This window comes from Paracoccus sp. L-17, assembly GCF_056857655.1.
The window spans coordinates 202619-219476 of sequence record NZ_JBSXNM010000035.1; the positions used below are offsets into that span (position 1 = coordinate 202619).

21 protein-coding genes and 1 tRNA gene are annotated in these 16858 nt (G+C 64.0%); 6 read left to right on the plus strand and 16 right to left on the minus strand.

The window, feature by feature from the left end; all coding sequences use genetic code 11:
- Nucleotides 1-151: 151 nt before the first annotated feature.
- From AC13CR_RS08770 to AC13CR_RS08805, 8 genes are read right to left on the minus strand one after another with little or no spacing between them, the layout of a single operon-like run.
- A complete protein-coding gene (locus AC13CR_RS08770; protein ID WP_292950782.1) occupies nucleotides 152-1033 on the minus strand; it encodes a DUF2189 domain-containing protein in 882 nt (293 codons plus the stop codon).
- Complete coding sequence (locus AC13CR_RS08775) at nucleotides 1027-1197, minus strand: hypothetical protein (protein ID WP_293767347.1); 171 nt, start codon at nucleotides 1195-1197, stop codon at nucleotides 1027-1029. Before AC13CR_RS08775 ends, AC13CR_RS08770 begins: the two co-directional genes overlap by 7 nt.
- Nucleotides 1194-2072, minus strand: a complete 879-nt coding sequence (ccoP, locus tag AC13CR_RS08780; RefSeq protein ID WP_292950779.1) for a cytochrome-c oxidase, cbb3-type subunit III — start codon at nucleotides 2070-2072, stop codon at nucleotides 1194-1196. Before ccoP ends, AC13CR_RS08775 begins: the two co-directional genes overlap by 4 nt.
- The gene (locus AC13CR_RS08785; RefSeq protein WP_292950777.1) at nucleotides 2063-2233 is read right to left on the minus strand and encodes a cbb3-type cytochrome c oxidase subunit 3; all 171 of its coding nucleotides are present in this window, start codon (nucleotides 2231-2233) and stop codon (nucleotides 2063-2065) included. The genes ccoP and AC13CR_RS08785 overlap by 10 nt, the downstream gene beginning before the upstream one ends.
- A complete protein-coding gene (gene ccoO / locus AC13CR_RS08790) occupies nucleotides 2233-3012 on the minus strand; it encodes a cytochrome-c oxidase, cbb3-type subunit II (protein WP_293013391.1) in 780 nt (259 codons plus the stop codon). Before ccoO ends, AC13CR_RS08785 begins: the two co-directional genes overlap by 1 nt.
- 4 nt (nucleotides 3013-3016) lie before the next feature.
- The gene (ccoN, locus tag AC13CR_RS08795) at nucleotides 3017-4669 is read right to left on the minus strand and encodes a cytochrome-c oxidase, cbb3-type subunit I (RefSeq protein ID WP_292950773.1); all 1653 of its coding nucleotides are present in this window, start codon (nucleotides 4667-4669) and stop codon (nucleotides 3017-3019) included.
- A complete protein-coding gene (gene ccoS, locus AC13CR_RS08800) occupies nucleotides 4666-4842 on the minus strand; it encodes a cbb3-type cytochrome oxidase assembly protein CcoS (RefSeq protein WP_292950771.1) in 177 nt (58 codons plus the stop codon). Before ccoS ends, ccoN begins: the two co-directional genes overlap by 4 nt.
- A complete protein-coding gene (locus tag AC13CR_RS08805; protein WP_335661790.1) occupies nucleotides 4839-7037 on the minus strand; it encodes a heavy metal translocating P-type ATPase in 2199 nt (732 codons plus the stop codon). Before AC13CR_RS08805 ends, ccoS begins: the two co-directional genes overlap by 4 nt.
- Nucleotides 7038-7172: 135 nt before the next feature.
- On the opposite strand from AC13CR_RS08805, the gene AC13CR_RS08810 reads away from it, so the two are divergent.
- A complete protein-coding gene (locus AC13CR_RS08810; protein WP_292950767.1) occupies nucleotides 7173-7640 on the plus strand; it encodes a hemerythrin domain-containing protein in 468 nt (155 codons plus the stop codon).
- Here the strand turns inward: AC13CR_RS08810 and AC13CR_RS08815 are convergent.
- The 4 genes from AC13CR_RS08815 to AC13CR_RS08830 form a co-directional block, all read right to left on the minus strand.
- A complete protein-coding gene (locus tag AC13CR_RS08815) occupies nucleotides 7637-8353 on the minus strand; it encodes a Crp/Fnr family transcriptional regulator (protein WP_292950765.1) in 717 nt (238 codons plus the stop codon). The genes AC13CR_RS08810 and AC13CR_RS08815 overlap by 4 nt on opposite strands.
- A 233-nt stretch (nucleotides 8354-8586) precedes the next feature.
- On the minus strand, nucleotides 8587-9258 hold the full coding sequence (locus AC13CR_RS08820) for an NnrU family protein (RefSeq protein ID WP_292978000.1): 672 nt from the start codon (nucleotides 9256-9258) through the stop codon (nucleotides 8587-8589).
- 32 nt (nucleotides 9259-9290) lie between these two features.
- Nucleotides 9291-9542, minus strand: coding sequence for a DUF6522 family protein (locus AC13CR_RS08825; RefSeq protein ID WP_292950761.1), 252 nt, complete (start codon nucleotides 9540-9542; stop codon nucleotides 9291-9293).
- A complete protein-coding gene (locus AC13CR_RS08830; protein WP_482900907.1) occupies nucleotides 9539-9973 on the minus strand; it encodes an RrF2 family transcriptional regulator in 435 nt (144 codons plus the stop codon). The genes AC13CR_RS08825 and AC13CR_RS08830 overlap by 4 nt, the downstream gene beginning before the upstream one ends.
- A 146-nt stretch (nucleotides 9974-10119) precedes the next feature.
- Here AC13CR_RS08830 and AC13CR_RS08835 point away from each other — a divergent pair, with 146 nt between their 5' ends.
- The 3 genes from AC13CR_RS08835 (at nucleotide 10120) to AC13CR_RS08845 (ending at nucleotide 11694) form a co-directional block, all read left to right on the plus strand.
- Nucleotides 10120-10524, plus strand: a complete 405-nt coding sequence (locus tag AC13CR_RS08835; protein ID WP_446236380.1) for a group III truncated hemoglobin — start codon at nucleotides 10120-10122, stop codon at nucleotides 10522-10524.
- A gap of 142 nt (nucleotides 10525-10666) precedes the next feature.
- Nucleotides 10667-11341, plus strand: a complete 675-nt coding sequence (locus tag AC13CR_RS08840; protein ID WP_292950757.1) for a 5-formyltetrahydrofolate cyclo-ligase — start codon at nucleotides 10667-10669, stop codon at nucleotides 11339-11341.
- Nucleotides 11338-11694 (plus strand): DUF488 domain-containing protein, encoded by a 357-nt coding sequence (locus AC13CR_RS08845; RefSeq protein ID WP_292950755.1) that lies wholly within the window; start codon nucleotides 11338-11340, stop codon nucleotides 11692-11694. The genes AC13CR_RS08840 and AC13CR_RS08845 overlap by 4 nt, the downstream gene beginning before the upstream one ends.
- 36 nt (nucleotides 11695-11730) lie before the next feature.
- Here AC13CR_RS08845 and AC13CR_RS08850 read toward each other — a convergent pair whose 3' ends face one another.
- From AC13CR_RS08850 to AC13CR_RS08865, 4 genes are all read right to left on the minus strand, one after another.
- Nucleotides 11731-12327 (minus strand): SDR family oxidoreductase, encoded by a 597-nt coding sequence (locus tag AC13CR_RS08850; protein WP_292950753.1) that lies wholly within the window; start codon nucleotides 12325-12327, stop codon nucleotides 11731-11733.
- 90 nt (nucleotides 12328-12417) lie between these two features.
- Complete coding sequence (locus AC13CR_RS08855; protein ID WP_292950751.1) at nucleotides 12418-13092, minus strand: type 1 glutamine amidotransferase domain-containing protein; 675 nt, start codon at nucleotides 13090-13092, stop codon at nucleotides 12418-12420.
- Nucleotides 13093-13118: 26 nt separating this feature from the next.
- Nucleotides 13119-14150: an NADP-dependent oxidoreductase gene (locus tag AC13CR_RS08860; protein ID WP_292950749.1), complete on the minus strand. Its 1032-nt coding sequence runs from the start codon at nucleotides 14148-14150 to the stop codon at nucleotides 13119-13121.
- 133 nt (nucleotides 14151-14283) lie between these two features.
- Nucleotides 14284-14850 (minus strand): carboxymuconolactone decarboxylase family protein, encoded by a 567-nt coding sequence (locus AC13CR_RS08865; RefSeq protein ID WP_292950876.1) that lies wholly within the window; start codon nucleotides 14848-14850, stop codon nucleotides 14284-14286.
- 118 nt (nucleotides 14851-14968) lie between these two features.
- Here AC13CR_RS08865 and AC13CR_RS08870 point away from each other — a divergent pair, with 118 nt between their 5' ends.
- Both AC13CR_RS08870 and AC13CR_RS08875 read left to right on the plus strand, forming a co-directional pair.
- Nucleotides 14969-15565 (plus strand): TetR/AcrR family transcriptional regulator, encoded by a 597-nt coding sequence (locus AC13CR_RS08870; RefSeq protein ID WP_292950747.1) that lies wholly within the window; start codon nucleotides 14969-14971, stop codon nucleotides 15563-15565.
- A 740-nt stretch (nucleotides 15566-16305) separates the two neighbouring features.
- Nucleotides 16306-16382: transfer RNA gene (locus AC13CR_RS08875), tRNA-Arg, on the plus strand.
- The last annotated feature ends 476 nt before the right edge of the window (nucleotides 16383-16858 follow it).

The following is a 16858-nucleotide window of genomic DNA, read 5'->3' on the forward strand; positions in this document are numbered from 1 at the left end:
CGGCCGGGCCGGCGGGCGGGCACGCGACGAGATCGCGTGAAGCCGGCCTGATGCTGTCGGGGCCGGACACCGGCGCAGGCAGCGATAGCCATCGTTTTCGCCGCACTGAAACGCAAGGCCCGTCCGTGCAGATCGGCAGACCATGATCCCGCTAGGCCGGACGGATGAACATGCGTTCGGCATCGCCCTGCTGGCGATCAACGGGACGGATGGCGCGGTAGGCGTGCCATGTCGCGTGACCAAGCATCGGAAAGACCACGATCAGTCCCACGAACGCCGTTGCGATCGAGACCAGGAAAAGCCCCAGCACGATCGCGCCCCAGGCCAACATGACGGGCAGGTTGGCCCAGACCATCGCCATGGAAATGCCCATGGCCGACAGCGCGTCCGTGCGTTCGGTCAGCAGCATCGGCACGGCGAAGACGCTGATCGCGAAGGCGAAGGCCGCGAAAAGCGCGCCGACAGCACTGCCCGTCAGAAGCAGCGCCCAGCCCGTCGGGGTCAGAAACAGCATCGGGACCAGTTCATCGGTGCCCGGAAACGGCACCATGCCGAAGAACAGCGCATAGATCAGCACCGCCGCCCTGAGCCACAAGAGGAACAGCCCCAGCAACATGACGCCCATGAAAAGCGCCTGATAGCCAGAACGCGGGCGCACGAAGATCATTCCGCCCAGCCCGATCTTTTCGCCCGTCTCCCGTCGGCGGCTTTTTTCGTAGAGGCCGTTCGCGATCAGCGGACCCAGGACCATGAATCCCGCCAGCGCCGGGAACAGCGCATATTCATAGCGGAACTGGAACAGCGCCAGGACCACCAGCAGCGAAACCGCAAAGACACCCGCGCCGTAAAGCAGGCTGGGCACGGGATTGGTCCACAGATCGGACCAGCCCGCCCGAAGCCAGCGCAGGGCTGTCCGCCATGGCAGGTTGCGGGCGTGCGGGTTCTCGCGCGGGAGAGGTGGAACCACCTTGGGGATGACGCCCCCCGCATGGGGGTTGTCGGGCGGGGGCGGATCGGTGCGGTCGCTCAGCATGACGGTTCCGCCGCTCGGGGCGCGGCGCCTTCTTTCGGTGGGGCTTCGAGGACGCAATCGGGCTGCGAGCCGATCGCGGTCAGAACGAGATGGGCATTGGCCGCGACAAACCCCGCAACCAGCAACCCGGCAGAGCCGAAGGCGACAAGACGCGGGCGGGTCATTTGCCTTGCTCCGCGCCAAGATCCTGGATGTAGATCGTCAGCGCCATGCGCTCGGCCGTTGTCAGCCGGCCCTCCCAGGCGGGCATCCAGCCCTGCCGGCCCAGGTCGATCGTCGTGAACATCGCGGCATCGTCGCCGCCATAGATCCAGAAATCGTCGGTCAGGTTCGGCGCACCGATGTCCTGGTTGCCCATGGCGTTCTCGCCATGACAACTGGCGCAGTTCTCGGCAAAGATCGTTGCGCCCTCGGCCAGTTGCTGCGCATCGGCCTGCGTTTCTCGGCCGGACAGGGACTGGACGTAGTTCACGACGGTGCGGATCTGCGGCCGCGTCAGGATCCCGGTCTCGCCGAAGGCAAGCATCTGGGAACTGCGGCTGTCGGGATGGGGCGCATTGATCCCCACGCGCAGGGTTTCCATGATCGTGGCAGTATCACCGCCCCACAGCCAGGCATCGTCGACAAGGCTGGGGAAACCCGGCCCGCCGGCGGCATTCGTCCCGTGGCAGGCGGCGCAATTGTCGCCGAAAAGCGCCGGTGCGGTCTGTGCGACCCGCGCCATCAATGCGGGATCCTGGCGGATGTCCTCGGCCGGCAGCGTGGCCAGCGCCTGGGTCCAGTCGGCGCGTTGCGCATTGGCCGCCATCAGTTGCCGTTCGACCCGTGTCCGGTCGTCATAGCCCAGCAGGCCCTTGGTATAGGTCGTGACCAACGGCCATGCCGGCATCAGCACCCAATAGACCAGCGCCCAGATATGCGTGACGGCGATGAAGAACCAGACCGCACGGGGCACGCGCGTGTTCAGTTCGGTGATGCCGTTCCATTCATGGCCGGTCGTCTGGTGACCGGTCAGCGGATCGCGTTCCTTTACCGACATGGGCCGTCCTCATCGTTCAGGATGCTCTTGGCGGCCTTGTCGAAGCGCTTGCCCAGGCTGGGCCAGAACGCATAGACGGCGATCGCCACCGACAGGACCATCAGGTAGATCAGACCGAAGGACTGGGCGAAGGCCGATGTCCATTCATAGCTCAGTTCCATCAGTTCTCTCCTCTGGCCGGTTGCGCCCGGGCCGCCAGATCGGTCAGGCCGCCCAGGATCTGAAGATAGGCGACCAGTGCGTCCATCTCGGTCAGGCGGTCGCGGCGGCCATCGAAGATGCGCAGGTTGGTTTCCTCGCCATAGCGGTCCAGAACGCCCCCCGCGCGGTCGCTGTCGGGCATGGCCTGACCGAAGGCGTCGCTGGCCGCGTTTGCGATCTGGGCGTCGGAATAAGGCACGCCCACGGCCCGCAGGGCGGCCAGACGGCCCGGAAGGCTTTCGGTTTCCAGCGGGGTGTCGAGCAGAAAGGCGTATTGCGGCATGACCGATTCCGGCACCAGGGCGCGGGGATCGGCCAGATGGCGCACCTGCCAGTCGTCGGAATATTTCTCGCCCACGCGTGCCAGATCCGGCCCGGTGCGTTTCGATCCCCACAGCATCGGGTGGTCGTACTTGCTTTCCGCCGCCAGCGAATAGGGGCCGTAGCGGTCCACGTCATCCTGAAGCGTGCGGATCATCTGGCTGTGGCAGGCATAGCAGCCTTCGCGGATATAGATGTCGCGCCCGGCCTGTTCGAGCGGCGTATAAAGCCGCATGTCGGGCGCGGCCTCGACCGTGTCGTCGATGGTGAACAGCGGCGCGATCTCGATGAAGCCGCCGATGCTTGCGGCCAGCAGGATGCCCCCGGCAAGGGCCATGGAATGCCGCTCGGCCCGGTAATGGGTCTTGGCGTGAAATTCGAAGAACCGGGCAAACGGTCCGAGAAGTGTTCTGAACATGGGTCTACTCCGCCGCCGGAACGGCAGGCTCGTTGGCCTCCGACCCGGTGGGATAGTCAAGTTGCTGTGCCTGATGGCCGACGCTGCGGATCGTCATCACGACGTTGAACGCCCCGATCACGGCACCCACAAAGAACATCGCCCCGCCTATGGCGCGCGCGATGTAATAGGGGTGCATCTTCACCAGCGTGTCGGTGAAGGAATAGGCCAGCGTGCCGCTTTCGGTATAGGTGCGCCACATCAGCCCCTGGGTGATGCCGCTGTTCCACATCGCGAAGACGTAGACGACGGTCCCGCCCAGGGCGAGCCAGAAGTGCCATTCCACCAGCTTCCAGGAATACATCGTCTGCTTGCGCCACAGCACCGGAACAAGCGCATAGATCGACCCGAAGGTGATCAGCGCGACCCAGCCCATCGCCCCCGCATGCACATGTCCCACGGTCCAGTCGGTATAATGCGACAGCGAATTGACCGGGCGGATCGCCATGAACGATCCCTCGAAGGTGGACAGGCCATAGAATACCGCCGCCACCATCATGAACCGCAGCGTGGCGTCGTCCCGGACCTTGTGCCAGGCCCCGTTCAGCGTCATCAGCGCGTTGCCGGCACTGGCCCAGGACGGCACCAGCAGCATGACCGAAAAGGTCATGCCCAGCGTCTGCACCCATTCCGGAACGGCGGTATAGTGCAGGTGGTGCGATCCCGCCCAGATATAGAAGAAGGTGATCCCCCAGAAGGACAGGATCGACAGGCGATAGGAATAGATCGGCCGCTCGGCCCGCTTGGGCAGGAAATAGTAGAGCATTCCAAGGAAGCCTGCCGTCAGGAAGAAGGCCACCGCGTTATGGCCATACCACCATTGCGTCATGGCATCCTGCACGCCTGAAAAGGCCGAATAGCTTTTGGCTGCGCCGAAGGATGCCGGGACGGCCAGGTTGTTGACGATGTGCAGCACCGCCACGACCAGGATGAAGGCCAGGTAATACCAGTTGGCAACATAGATATGGGGCTCGTTCCGGCGGGCCAGCGTGCGGATATAGAGCACGAAATACACGATCCAGACGATCACCAGCCAGATGTCGGCATACCATTCCGGCTCTGCGTATTCCTTGGACTGGGTGACGCCCATCAGATAGCCGGTGGCCGCGATGATGCAGAACAGATTGAAGCCCAGCAGCACGAACCAGGGCGAGATGTGGCCTGCCATGCGCGCGCGGCTAGTGCGTTGCATGATGTGGAACGAGGTGGCGATCAGGGCATTGCCGCCGAAGCCGAAGATCACGCCGGACGTATGGACCGGCCGGATGCGCCCGAAGCTGGACCAGGCCGCGTCAAAGCGCAGGTCGGGCCAGGCCAGTTGCGCCGCGACCCAGACCCCCATGCCCATGCCCGCGACCGCCCAGACCAGCGTCAGCAGGATTCCGACCTTGGTGGGATCATCATAATAGGAGACCGCGCGATCCTCGGTCGGCTCGGGTTCGTAGAGCGCGCTGGCCAGAGCGAAGAACAGCGCCCCGGCAAGGATCAGCACGATCCAGCCATGCACCCCCATCGGATCGCCCCGCCCGATGACGGCCATGGCAAAGCCTGCCAGGGCGATCAGGACCGAAAGCAGCATCGCGGTCTGCCGTTCGGCTATGGTCAGACGCTTTATCATCGTGGGGTCTCCTTGTTCGGGACAAGCGGGGTGTCGCCGTCGTCATGCAGGATGCGTTCGGCATCGCCCGCCAGATCGTCGTATTGGCTGCTGCGAAGGCTCCAGAAGAAGGCGCCAAGGCCGATGGCACCCATGACCAGCGTGATCGGGATCAGCAGATAGAGGATCGTCATGCCGGCACCTCGCAAAGCACCGCACCGGGTGCCGCAATCGGCGCCCTGCGCCGGTTCAGGCGCAGCGAATTGGCCACCACCGCGACCGAGGAGGCCGACATGGCGATGGCGGCGATCAGCGGCGTGACAAGGCCCGCGACCGCCAGCGGGACCGCGATGCTGTTATAGAGGATCGCCAGGCCGAAATTCTGCCGGACGATGCGGCCGGTGCGGCGGGCAAGGCCGACGGCCTGCGGCACCGCGCGCAGATCGTCGCGAAGGAACACCAGATCGGCGGCGGCCCGGCCCGCATCCGATGCCGTTGCCGGCGCCATCGACACATGTGCGGCGGCCAGCGCCGCGGTGTCGTTCAGCCCGTCGCCCACCATCAGCACCCGGATGCCCTGCGCGCGCAGGTCGTCGAGCCGGGCGATCTTGTCCGCGGGCTTCATGCCCGATTGCGCCCCGCCCAGCCCCAGGAGGCGCCGGACCCGTTCCACGGCCGGGGCCGCGTCGCCGGACAGGATCTCGCCGGCCAGGTTCATCCCGGCCAGGGTCGCCACGGCATCCGCCGCGCCGTCGCGCAGGTCTTCGTCCAGCGCAAACCGCAGCATCGCGCCTCCGTCGAAGGCAAAGGCGGGACCGTCCCCGGTTGCCATATCGGCCGCGATCTCGCCGACCCAGACGGCCCGCCCCAGCCGCGCCCGCTGGCCGGCGATCACACCCTCGACGCCGAATCCGGGGCGTTCCACCACATCCATCGGCACATCCGCCGACATCATGGCGGGCGCGACAAGGCGCCTTGCGATCGCGCGCGCCGCCGGATGCGCCGACCGTGCGGCCAGCGACGTAACCGCCCTTCGCGACGCGGCATCCATGTCGGGCCATGCACGGATCGTCGGTTCGCCGGTTGTCAGCGTGCCGGTCTTGTCCCAGGCCACGCGGTCGATATGCGCCAGCCGTTCCAACGCCGATCCGTCCTTCATCAGGATGCCATCGGCCATCAACCGGCCGGCGGCGACGACATGGGCGACCGGAACGGCCAGGGCCAGCGCGCAGGGGCAGGTCACGATCAGCACGCTGATCGCCACGAACGCCGCCACCTGCCAATCGCCGGTCACGGCCATCCAGCCGATGAACGTCGCCAGCGCCAGCAGATGGATCAGCGGCGCATAAAGCCGCGCCGCGCGGTCGGCGATGCGCACATAGCGGCCGCGCCCTTCCTCGGCCGTGGCCAGCATCGCCATCATCTGCGCCAGGAAACTGTCGCTGACGGGGCGCAGGGCCACCGCGTCCACGGGGCCGGTCAGGTTCAGCGCCCCGGCCTCGACCTCGCAGCCGGCACCCACGCTGACGGGACGCGATTCTCCGGTGACGAGCGACCGGTCCAGATCGGAGGCACCGGCAAGGATGCGGACATCGACCGGGATCCGCTCGCCCGGCGCGATCCGCAGGACCATGCCCGCAACGATGGCATCGACCGTGACCGCGCGCGTCGCGCCCGAGGGCGCAACCTCGACCGCCTCGCGCACGGCAAGACGTGCCAGACCCGTCATCGCGCTGCGCGCCCGGTCCCGCATCCGGTGGTCCAGCCAGCGACCGATCAGCAGGAAGAAGGTCAGTGTCACGGCCGCGTCAAAGAATACCTGGTCCCCGCCGCGCGCGGTTTCGTACAGGCTCAGCGTCGTGGCCAGCGCGATGGCCAGCGCGATGGGCACATCCATGTTCACGCCGCCCCGGCGCAGTGCGCGCCAGGCTGAAACGAGAAAGAACCGCCCCGCATAGGCCACGATCGGCACCGCGATCAGCCCCGAGATCAGATGAAAGCTGTCCCGCGTCGCCCCGGTCGCGCCGGACCAGACCGCCACCGACAGCAGCATCACGTTCATCGCGCCGAACCCCGCCACGGCGACCGCGCGCAGCAGCGCCTGACCGGTCCGGTCGCCGGCCTCGACGAACAGATCAGCCGCGTCGATCGGGGTCGCCGGATGGCCGATCCGGTCCAGCGCGGCCAGAATCCCGGACAGATCGGCCGCTGCGGGCGAGGGTGTGACGCTGATCCGGCGCAGGGTCAGATTGGCGCGCGCGCGATCGACATCGGGGCGCGAGACAAGGGCGCGTTCGATCGCGGCAACGCAGCCGCCGCAGCGGATCGTCGGTGCGGACAGGGTTACGGTTCGAGAACCTGTCGAATGGAGGGCGGCAGAGGCAGGCATCGGAAAGACCCAAGGATTTGGCCATCAACTCCTAGTGCCGCGTCGTCACCATTTCTTGATCTGGATCAAGTTGGCGCAGGATTGATTGCATAGCCTGATGCCATCGCACGTCATGTCGTCGCAGGAGGCGATCGGGTGCAAGTGCCCATCGACATCACCCTGGAACGCAACCGCCTTTCGCAGCATTTCGAGGCTCTCATTTCGCGGCAGGAACGGATGTGCCGCGATCTGGAATCGCTGGCCGACGACCTTCCCGACCGGATCGATACGCTGGCGGCCAAGATGCTGGCCGACGCGCTTCATCCGACCTTGCGGGCCTGCCAGGATCTTGAAGAAACCCACGTGTTTCCGGCGATCCTGACGTGGCAAGCGTCGATCGGCCCGACGCTGGACCGGCTGCGGGCGGAACATGTCGAGGACGAGGATCACGCCGCCATCGTCGCCGAAGCCATCATGCGCTTCGTCCGGTCGCGGAGACATGCGGAGGCCGATCAGCTCGGCTATCTCCTGCGCGGCCTGTTCCGGCCGCTGATGCGGCACTCGGCTTTCGATCGGGACGTGATCCTGCCTCTCTACCGGCAGGCGCTGTCGCGGCGCGACTAGGTTCCGCCCGCCGCGACCTCTTTCAATTCGTCCAGGTCCAGAACCTCGACATGCCGCGTTCTTTCAATCGCGATGGCGCCGTCCTTTCGCAACCTGGTCAATTGGCGGCTGACCGTCTCGGTCGTCAGGCCGAGAAAATCGGCGATGTCCGATCGCCCCATCGGCAGCGCGAAGGAGGTTGAATACCCCTCTTGCTGAGGACGGACATGGCGCGAAAGCATCAGCAGGAACGAGGCCACCTTCTCGGCCGCGTTCTTGCGACCCAGCGTCATCATCCAGTCGCGGGCATCGTCCAGCTGACGCAGCGCCTGGCGATGCATCCGCGTCTCGAAGGCCGCCGACCCGGCCATCATCGTCTGAAGCATGTCGAGCGGGAACGAGCACAGCCGCACATCGGTCGCCGCCTCGACCAGGACATCGCTTTCGCCGCCGAACGGCCGGCCCAGAAAATCCGGCGCGAACTGCAACTCGACGACCTGCTGGCGCCCGTCGGGCAGAAGCTTGGAAAGCTTCACGACTCCGCTGAGGATGTTCGAACAATGTTCGGGGCGTTCCCCGGCGGCGACAAGGGTCGTTCCGGCACCGTATTCGTGTCTGCTGCTGGTCCGACCCAGCCGCAACAGTTCCGGCGCATCAAGCGCGCCACAGATTCCGCGATGCCGTGCTTCGCAGGCGCGACACAGCACGGGGACGTCGGCGTTGTGAATGTCCATGCGCATATGTCGCTCCGTCCGTCCTCGACCGTCCCTGTCATTCTACGGCGTCACGGGCCGCCGTAAATCGGTATCATGGATGTCAATTTATTCGCCTGCCATTCTCTATGCAACCTTCCCGCCGCACGGCACCAGCGTCACCCGACATCCACGGGCGCAATTCTGCAATCCTGCGCGGCAGACAGGTCTTTCGGAAACGCATCTTTTCGCGCAAACGGCCAGACCGATCCCTGTCAGGGCAGAGGCGACACGCCTATCACCACCGGATGCAACACGATCAGCGTCACATACAGAGCCGCCGCGATCCCAAAGCGGATCGCGGCATGGGCGGACGAGACAGGACGCGGCACGAAGGGTCCGGTCCCTGCCGCGCGTCGCAGCGCGGCCCACTGCGCGACACCCATCTGGCGCTGCTTGCGCCGGTCCACGAGGCGCATTCCCAGAACGGCGAAGGCCGCGAATATGCCGAAAAGCAGGACATGCGCCAGATCGCCGTTGGGCACCATGTGGCTTGCAGCCCACAATGCCAGCGCCGCCAGCATGGGGTGCCGCAGCCAGCGCACGATCCCCGGCCTGGCGGGATCGAAACCCGAAGACCCGCCGCCGAAGGAAAAGGGATTGGGCCGGGCGATGGAGAAGGCGGCAATCAGGCATGCCAGTGCCATCGCGATCAACGGCACCAGGGTTTGCCAGGTCTGCCGCGGCCAAAGCTGCACGAAGGGCGCGCGACCCGCGGCGCCGATCATCCAGGCCAGCGCCGCAATCGACAGCGCCGAATACAGCAGGCCAAAGCCGCCGCGGCCCAGATATTCGACGCCACGCGCGCGGACGGCCGGACGCAACGGCAGCGAATGGCTGAGAAAGAACACCGCGATCGCGGCGGCGAATTCGATCCAGCCTGTCATGACTTCGGATGCAGCCGCTGTCCCGGACGACATCATCCGCCGCGCCTGTTGCGCAGTCGTTTCAGCACGGTTCCATCGCTGGCGCATGTGAACCTGACCCGCCAATCGGCGGATTGAAAGGTGACACGGAACCGGCCCGCATCCGCGTCCTGGCCGACCTCGTACCGGGTTGTCACCGCTCCGTCGCGCATCTGACGGCGCAGATCGGACGGATCCAGTTCCAGAAGCGGGGCAAGGTCTTCCGCGGCGACTTCGACGCCCGTTTCGGTCAGCCTCAGCTTCACGACAATGCCTCCTTTACAGGCCGACCGCGCGGATCCAGCGCGCAATCGGCCAGGGTGAAATGGTCGAGCCGGTCCAGAAACGCGGCTTCGGCTGCGAAAAGAAAGGTTTTCAGACGGCATTGCGGCGTGATCACGCAGGCCCCGCCATCGACCCGAAAGCATTCGACAAGCGGTTGATCGCGTTCCAGAACCCGCACCACCTCGCCCAGTCCGATCTGCGCCGCCGGTCGGGCCAGCATCGCCCCGCCTCCGGCACCACGTCTCGTTGTCAGAAAACCCGCATTGGCCAAAGCCGCCATGGTCTTGGTCAGGTGATGGCGGGATATGCCGAACTCATCGGCGATCTCGGCGGTCGAAAAGGCGCGTTCCGGTTCGCTGGCGATCCGCATCAGCGCCCGGAGGCCGAAATCGGTGAAGGCGGTCAGACGCATCAGAAAATCTCGTCGGGGTTTACGTGGGCGTGTCGGCTCTATAAAACAGCATTGAAAATGCCTATTCAAGTGTGAATGACATGCCCCCTCCCCTAGCGACGCCCAAAGCAACCGTCACCCTCAGGCCAGAGATCACATCGGCCCTGATGGACCGGACAGGGCTGAATGACGCTGTTCTGACCCGTCTGGTTCACGGATTCTACGACCGGATCAGGCGAGACGCGCTTCTGGGTCCGATCTTCGCCGAACGGATCACCGACTGGCCGCCGCATCTCGACCGGATGGTCGATTTCTGGTCTTCCGTGGCCCTGATGACAGGTCGCTACCACGGCTCTCCGATGCAGGCGCATCTTGGGCTGCCGGTGGAGCAAGCACATTTCGATCGCTGGCTCGATCTGTTTTCACAGACCGCCCGCGAAACCTGTCCGCCGGAAGGTGCGGCGCATGTGATCGAGCGTGCCAGCCGCATCGCCGCATCGATTCACGGTAATATTGTGGACTGGCGCGGCGGATACGGCCGATCGACGCCACCGAGCCTGAGGCCGGCATGATCGGAATTCCGGTTCCGCCGGCGGCGCCCGGTTCCTGTCTCGCGTCAACGTCAGTCATTGATGCTTGCCGAGACGATGCCTGTCACGCCGGGATGACCCTTTCGGACGGGTTGATTTTCGACCGGCAGCAAGGAGCGAGCCGATGAACCGAACCCCGGCGGATGGATACGCCTCGCCACCCTGCTTCGCCCACGAACTGGAGACCATGCAAGACGGCATTGCGGCCGTCGATCCGGTTCAGAAACGCGACGTCGCCCGCTGGCGCAAGGCCGAGCGCGCGCGCCTCATCGACCTGCGCCTCGGGGTTTCGGCGGCAGAAAGGGCCAGGGTTGCCGTCGCGGTCGGTGCAGAGCTTGACCGAATCGTCGATCACGGTCCCGATACCGTCATCAGCCTCTACTGGCCCTTTCGCGGCGAACTCGATCTGCGCGGCTGGATGGAGCGGGCCTGCACGCAGGGATCGCGCGCCGCATTGCCGGTCGTCGTCGCCGAGGGCCAGCCCCTGGCGTTCCGCGAATGGCGACCCGATTGCCGCTGGGAACGCGGCGTCTGGAACATTCCGAACCCGGTCGGAACGGACGAGGTCGTGCCGGACATCCTCATCGCGCCCGTGGTCGGCTACGACCGCAGGCTTTTCCGGCTGGGCCATGGCGGCGGGTTTTTCGACCGGACACTGGCGGCATTGCCGTCCAGGCCGATATTCATCGGTGTGGGTCATCCCGTTGCCGCCATCGCCACGATCTATCCGCAGCCCCACGACATTCCGATGGACATGGTGCTGACCGGAGCGGGCGATATGCCGAAGGAGGAAAGATGACCCAAATCTGGTTGAGACGTGCCTATGAAAAGCCCGGCCCATCCGACGGACAGCGGATCCTCGTGGATCGCATCTGGCCGCGCGGCGTCTCGAAAGAGGCGCTGGAACTGGATGACTGGATGAAGGACATCGCGCCAAGTGACGGCCTGCGCGACTGGTTCGATCACGACCCGGACAAGTGGCAGGAATTCAAGCGCCGCTATGCGGGCGAACTGGATGCAAACCACGATCTTGTCGCAGCGTTGCGCCAGCGACTGGAATCGGGCCGGGTCACGCTGGTTTATGGCGCGAAAGATGACGAACACAACAACGCGGTGGCGCTGAAAGCCTACCTGAGCGCCGTTGAGACATAGCCAAGACATGGGCCGGTCGGCGCCGGATCGCTGCGCCTAGATCGACTGCATGGTCAGAACCTTTCCGGTCCATTCCGGGTTGTCAACCGCGTCGGCCAGGACGGCGGCGACATCGCCTCGTGCGGCCTTGCCGGTCACGTCGACTTCATCGCCAAAGCGCATGTTTCGCGTGCCCTCGTCGTCGGTCAGCGCGACAGGGCGGAGAATGGCGAATTCAAGCCCCGAAGAGATCAGATGCTCGTCGGCATCATGCTTGGCCTGTAGGTAGTGTCCAAGCTTGCTGTCCCCGTCGGGATTGTCGGCGCCGACGGAACTGAGCATGACGAAGCGCCGCACGCCCGCCCGGACAGCCAGGTCCACCAGACGCCTGGCGCCGTCGCGATCGACCTTGTCAGTCATCTCGGGTCCGGTGGAACTGCCCGAGCCCGCCGCGAAAATCACCGCCTCGCAGCCCTCGCAGATCCCGTCCCGCAGGTCCGTCAGATCGCCCCGGCGGATCTGCACCTCGGAGGGAAGCTGGCCGGTGTCGGACGAATCCCGCACCAACGCGATCGGGGAATGGCCCTTCGTCTTCAACGCCTGGATCAGGCGCAGACCGGTCTGGCCAGTGGCGCCGGCAACAAGGATGTTCATCGTTTTCTCCGTTGGTCGGAATGCGTGCGCGCCCCCGGGCACGGGCCCGGCATGGCGGGAAGGCCGGCAACACCGCCCCGCCTTTGCATTTTACAGAAGGCTCAGCAGCTTGTGTGCGGCAGCCTCTGACGAGGCCGGATTCTGGCCGGTCACCAGCTTTCCATCCGTCACCACGAACGAGGTCCAATCATCGCCCTTCTGGTAGTCGCCGCCGTTCTTCTTCAGCATGTCCTCGACCAGGAACGGCACGATATCGGTCAGGCCGACACCGTCTTCCTCGGTGTTGGCAAAGCCTGTGACCTTCTTGCCGGAAACAAGCGGCTTGCCGTCCGAACCCTCGACATGCCGGAACACCGCCGGGGCATGGCAAACCGCGCCGATGGGACGGTCGTTCGCGGCGAAGGCTTCTATCAGCGACCTGCTGTCGCCATCCTCGGCCAGATCCCAGAGCGGACCGTGGCCGCCGGGATAGAAAATGGCGTCGAATCCGTCGGCCGAAACGGTGGACAGCACGGCGGTGTTGGCCAGCGCGCGTTGGGCCGCGTCATCGGCCTTGAACCGCTTCGTGGCCTCGGTCTGCGCGTCCTCGGAATCGCTTGACGGATCCAGCGGCGGCTGGCCACCCTTGGGCGAGGCCAGCGTGATCTCGGCACCGGCATCCTTGAAGACGTAATAGGGGGCCGCAAATTCTTCCAGCCAGAAGCCGGTCTTCTTGCCGGTATCGCCCAACCGGTCGTGGGATGTGAGAACCATGAGTATCTTCATCGGAATCTTTCCTTTTCCTGATCTTTTCAGCGATTCAGCTTGATGACGCGCTTGCCGAAGGCCTCGCCCCGCAACAAGCCAACGAATGCGCGCGGGGCCTGTTCCAGACCTTCGATGACCTCCTCGCGATACTTGATTTTCCCCTCCTTCACCCATGCGCGCATCTGTTCGGCGAATTCGGGATAGAGATGGCCGAAATCATCGAAGACGATGAAGCCGCGCATGGTCATCCGCTTGCGCAGGATGGTTCCCAAAAGCAGATTCAGCCGGTCCGGGCCATCCGGCAGCGAGGTGGCGTTGTATTGCGAAATCAACCCGCAGACCGGGATCCGCGCGGACGGGTTCAAAAGCGGCATGACGGCATCGAACACCGCGCCGCCGACATTCTCGAAATAGATATCGATTCCACCCGGAACCGCCTTTTCCAGAGCCTGCGCAAAGCCCTCGGACTTGTAGTCGATGCAGTCGTCGAACCCGAGGGCATCGACCACATGGGCGCATTTCTCGGGACCGCCAGCGATGCCCACGACACGAAGCCCGAGGATCCTGCCGATCTGGCCGACCGTCGCACCCACAGGGCCGCTGGCCCCGGCAACGACCAGCGTCTCGCCGGCCTTCGGTTGACCGATCCGGGTCAGGCCGGCCCAGGCGGTCAGCCCCGGCATGCCCAGAACCCCGAGCGCCCAGGACGGATTTTCGGGGTTCTTGCCCATGTTCAGGACACCGGTACCGTCGGACAGCGCATAATCCTGCCAGCCACCGAAGGCCTGAACCCAGTCGCCTTCGTCAAAGCCGTCGATATCCGAACTGACGACCTGCGCGACGGTGCCGCCGACCATGACCTCTCCGATTCCGACAGGCGCGGCGTAGGAGGGCGCGTCACTCATCCGACCGCGCATGTAGGGATCGAGCGACAGATATTCGTTGCGCAGCAGCATCTGGTTCTTGCCGGGCGCCGGCACATCGCCGGTTTCCAGCCGCAGCGTGCTGTCATCCGGCTCGCCTCTTGGGCGTTCGGCCAGGACGAATCTGCGGTTCAGGGTATCGGATCGGGGCATGGGTCGGGTCCTTTTCTCGGCGTCCGGTCGGGACGGCGCGCAAGAGCGGCGGGCGGATCGTTGTCGAACGCAGGAAGACGGGCCCGAGTTCGGACCCGTCCGATGCGACATTATCGCACGGCTGCATCGAGCCTCAGGCGGCTGCGGAAGCCTTGGTCCAGGCGAAAGCCTTCATTGGCTCGTCCACCGGTGTTTGTGCCAGATGATTGGTGTAGTTCGACATCACCTTCTGCGCCACGCCCAGGACCACTTCGAGGATTTGGCGCTTGGTGTAGCCCGCTTCAAGAAATGCCTGCACCTGGTCCTCGCCGAGATCGCCGCGCTGGCGCACCACCTGCAGCGTGAAGGTCCGCAAGGCTTCGAGACGCGCATCGGGCAGCGGCGTTTCGTTTCGCAGCGACTCGGTGATCGCGTCGTCCACCTTCATCATCTTGGCGATCCCGGTATGTGCGGGCACGCAATAATGGCATCCATGCTCGACATTGATGGTCTGCCAGACGACCGTCATCTCGTCCTTGTTGAAGCTGGTTTTTTGCGCAAAGAGTTGATGCAGATGCTTGTAGCCGTCCAGAAGGGCCGGAGCCTCTGCCATCACCGCATGCAGACCGGGAACGCGGCCAAAGCCCTTGCGGCTGTCTTCAAGAAGCGCCTGGCTTTCCTCGGGGGCGCTTTCCAGCGTGTGAAGAGTGAAATCGGCCATCGGATCGTCCTTTCTTGAGTGATCGATCAAGTGTTCGACTTGGCAAGTAGCTTTACTTGAGCACTTGTTCAAGTTATTTTTGAACACTTGCTCATGAATCGAACGGATGGGTGCGCGGATGGCCAGGCGAGCCGGCTATGACAGGGACGAGGTGCTTGCCAGGGCACAGGCGCTGTTCTGGCGCAAGGGCTATCACACGACGTCGCTGAAGGACCTCGAAGCGGCCTTGAACATGCGACCCGGCTCGATCTATGCGGCCTTCGGGTCCAAGGAGGCGCTGTTTGCCGAGACGCTTCACATCTACGCACGGCGATCGCGCGAACAGCTTCGACAGGCAAGGGTCGCGAAAGCATCGCCATTGGCCGGACTTGCAGCCTATGTGCGGGCGTTGGGCTGCATTCAGGCCGACGCGGTGCCCTCGCGCGCCTGCATGCTGGTCAAGACGCTGCTGGAGACGCCTGACGACGACACGGTCCTGCGCCGTCTGACCGAAGAGATCATGGAGGGAATGGAGGCAGAGTTTGCCACCGCATTCCGCGCAGCCCAGACTGCCGGCGAACTGCCCGACGGCACTGATCCCGAACGTCTGGCCTGCCGGTTGCAGGCCGAGATTTTCGGTCTGCGGGCCTATGCGCAACGTAGCGACGCGCAGGACAAGGTTGCCCGCCTCGCCGAGGACATCGCCCGAGACATCGAGCGATTGGCAGATCGCTGATCCCTGCAAAAGCCATCCTGTCGAAACGTCGGCAGCGGCGCGCAGGGTCAGTCCTGCCAGTCAAGCTCATGACACCACCGCCGTCAGGCGGGCGAGGCGATGTCGGAATTTCGCAGCCCTGCGAATTGCACAGAATGCCGTCCGGGGTTATCCAGACGCCCGAGGCTTCCATGGCTGATCTGGAACGACGGCCACCTTACAAAGGCATTCGTTGCAGCTTCATCCGGAAGATGAGCCTCAAATGAAACAGTGACCCGGGGAGCGGACAAGAGCACGAGACCTTGAGAATACACCAGGTTCCCATCAAGAATGGATGCCACCGTTCGGGCGGCGAAAATCCGAGCTGTCGATTCAGTCTGGGGCGCGAGATCCGGTTCAGTTTTGCCCCCGTCGTGCGAGTGGACAAAAAAGTTGACATTAGAAGGCTGATGTCAACAGGAAGCGTGAAAAAGAGGAGATGAAGAAAGACTATTGCAGCAAGGATTCGCAAGGCCTTCATTTCGATCTTTCAACTCGCGAAAAGTTCACGTAAGCACTGCGTAAGCAGTTGCGATACGGTAAGCACCCATAGCTCAGCTGGATAGAGCGCTACCCTCCGAAGGCGGATGTCAAGTCTGGCGAAAGCGAAAGGTGTTGGAAGAAAGAAGTGACTAAACAACGGCTTGAGCGGATATCGGGTTCGCTCTTTAACGAGCCGAAAATCTTGCGTAAGCATGGCGTAAGCATCTCGCGAACGGTATGCACCCGTAGCTCAGCTGGATAGAGCGCTGCCCTCCGAAGGCAGAGGTCACAGGTTCGAATCCTGTCGGGTGCGCCATTTCTTCAATAAAATCATATAGATAGAATTGGGCAGCTTCGGTAACACCTGCTTACGCGCTGCTTACTTGGCACTTTTGGAGCAGACTTTCGCAGAAGATGCATGAAGGTAACCACAGTGTTCGATGCCTGCCATCACAGAGGTTCGCGTCGCGGCTCATAAATGCGCAGCCTCAGGTCACCTCGGCAAAACTCTTCAATGTTTCTCGCTGAATTTCGAGAGTTGTCCAATGCTGTTGCTCACGATCTCTTCCACAAAGTCAGCAACCGCTCTGACCCGGGCCGATGCGACCAAGTCTGAGTGCAGGACAAGCCATAGGTCTTGTTTGATGGTATCTGAACCGCGCCGGGTTTTCCGGAGGCTGATTTGTCTTAGTTACGCGGCCATGTCTGATCTTTCCAGAGCGGCATAGAAGTTTGCCTCGGCCTCTGCTGGCGGGATGTTACCGATGGGTTCCAGCAAGCGTCTGTTGTTGA

Excerpts from the sequence above, each read along its gene's own strand:
- AC13CR_RS08845 (WP_292950755.1), top strand. The coding sequence starts at position 11,338 with ATGACCCAAATCTGGTTGAGACGTGCCTATGAAAAGCCCGGCCCATCC.
- ccoN (WP_292950773.1), bottom strand. The coding sequence starts at position 4,669 with ATGATAAAGCGTCTGACCATAGCCGAACGGCAGACCGCGATGCTGCTT.
- ccoP (WP_292950779.1), bottom strand. The coding sequence starts at position 2,072 with ATGTCGGTAAAGGAACGCGATCCGCTGACCGGTCACCAGACGACCGGC.
- ccoO (WP_293013391.1), bottom strand. The coding sequence starts at position 3,012 with ATGTTCAGAACACTTCTCGGACCGTTTGCCCGGTTCTTCGAATTTCAC.
- AC13CR_RS08830 (WP_482900907.1), bottom strand. The coding sequence starts at position 9,973 with ATGCGTCTGACCGCCTTCACCGATTTCGGCCTCCGGGCGCTGATGCGG.
- AC13CR_RS08840 (WP_292950757.1), top strand. The coding sequence starts at position 10,667 with ATGAACCGAACCCCGGCGGATGGATACGCCTCGCCACCCTGCTTCGCC.
- AC13CR_RS08835 (WP_446236380.1), top strand. The coding sequence starts at position 10,120 with ATGGACCGGACAGGGCTGAATGACGCTGTTCTGACCCGTCTGGTTCAC.
- AC13CR_RS08855 (WP_292950751.1), bottom strand. The coding sequence starts at position 13,092 with ATGAAGATACTCATGGTTCTCACATCCCACGACCGGTTGGGCGATACC.
- AC13CR_RS08870 (WP_292950747.1), top strand. The coding sequence starts at position 14,969 with ATGGCCAGGCGAGCCGGCTATGACAGGGACGAGGTGCTTGCCAGGGCA.
- AC13CR_RS08815 (WP_292950765.1), bottom strand. The coding sequence starts at position 8,353 with ATGGACATTCACAACGCCGACGTCCCCGTGCTGTGTCGCGCCTGCGAA.
- AC13CR_RS08805 (WP_335661790.1), bottom strand. The coding sequence starts at position 7,037 with ATGCCTGCCTCTGCCGCCCTCCATTCGACAGGTTCTCGAACCGTAACC.
- ccoS (WP_292950771.1), bottom strand. The coding sequence starts at position 4,842 with ATGACGATCCTCTATCTGCTGATCCCGATCACGCTGGTCATGGGTGCC.
- AC13CR_RS08785 (WP_292950777.1), bottom strand. The coding sequence starts at position 2,233 with ATGGAACTGAGCTATGAATGGACATCGGCCTTCGCCCAGTCCTTCGGT.
- AC13CR_RS08820 (WP_292978000.1), bottom strand. The coding sequence starts at position 9,258 with ATGACAGGCTGGATCGAATTCGCCGCCGCGATCGCGGTGTTCTTTCTC.
- AC13CR_RS08860 (WP_292950749.1), bottom strand. The coding sequence starts at position 14,150 with ATGCCCCGATCCGATACCCTGAACCGCAGATTCGTCCTGGCCGAACGC.
- AC13CR_RS08770 (WP_292950782.1), bottom strand. The coding sequence starts at position 1,033 with ATGCTGAGCGACCGCACCGATCCGCCCCCGCCCGACAACCCCCATGCG.
- AC13CR_RS08865 (WP_292950876.1), bottom strand. The coding sequence starts at position 14,850 with ATGGCCGATTTCACTCTTCACACGCTGGAAAGCGCCCCCGAGGAAAGC.
- AC13CR_RS08775 (WP_293767347.1), bottom strand. The coding sequence starts at position 1,197 with ATGACCCGCCCGCGTCTTGTCGCCTTCGGCTCTGCCGGGTTGCTGGTT.
- AC13CR_RS08850 (WP_292950753.1), bottom strand. The coding sequence starts at position 12,327 with ATGAACATCCTTGTTGCCGGCGCCACTGGCCAGACCGGTCTGCGCCTG.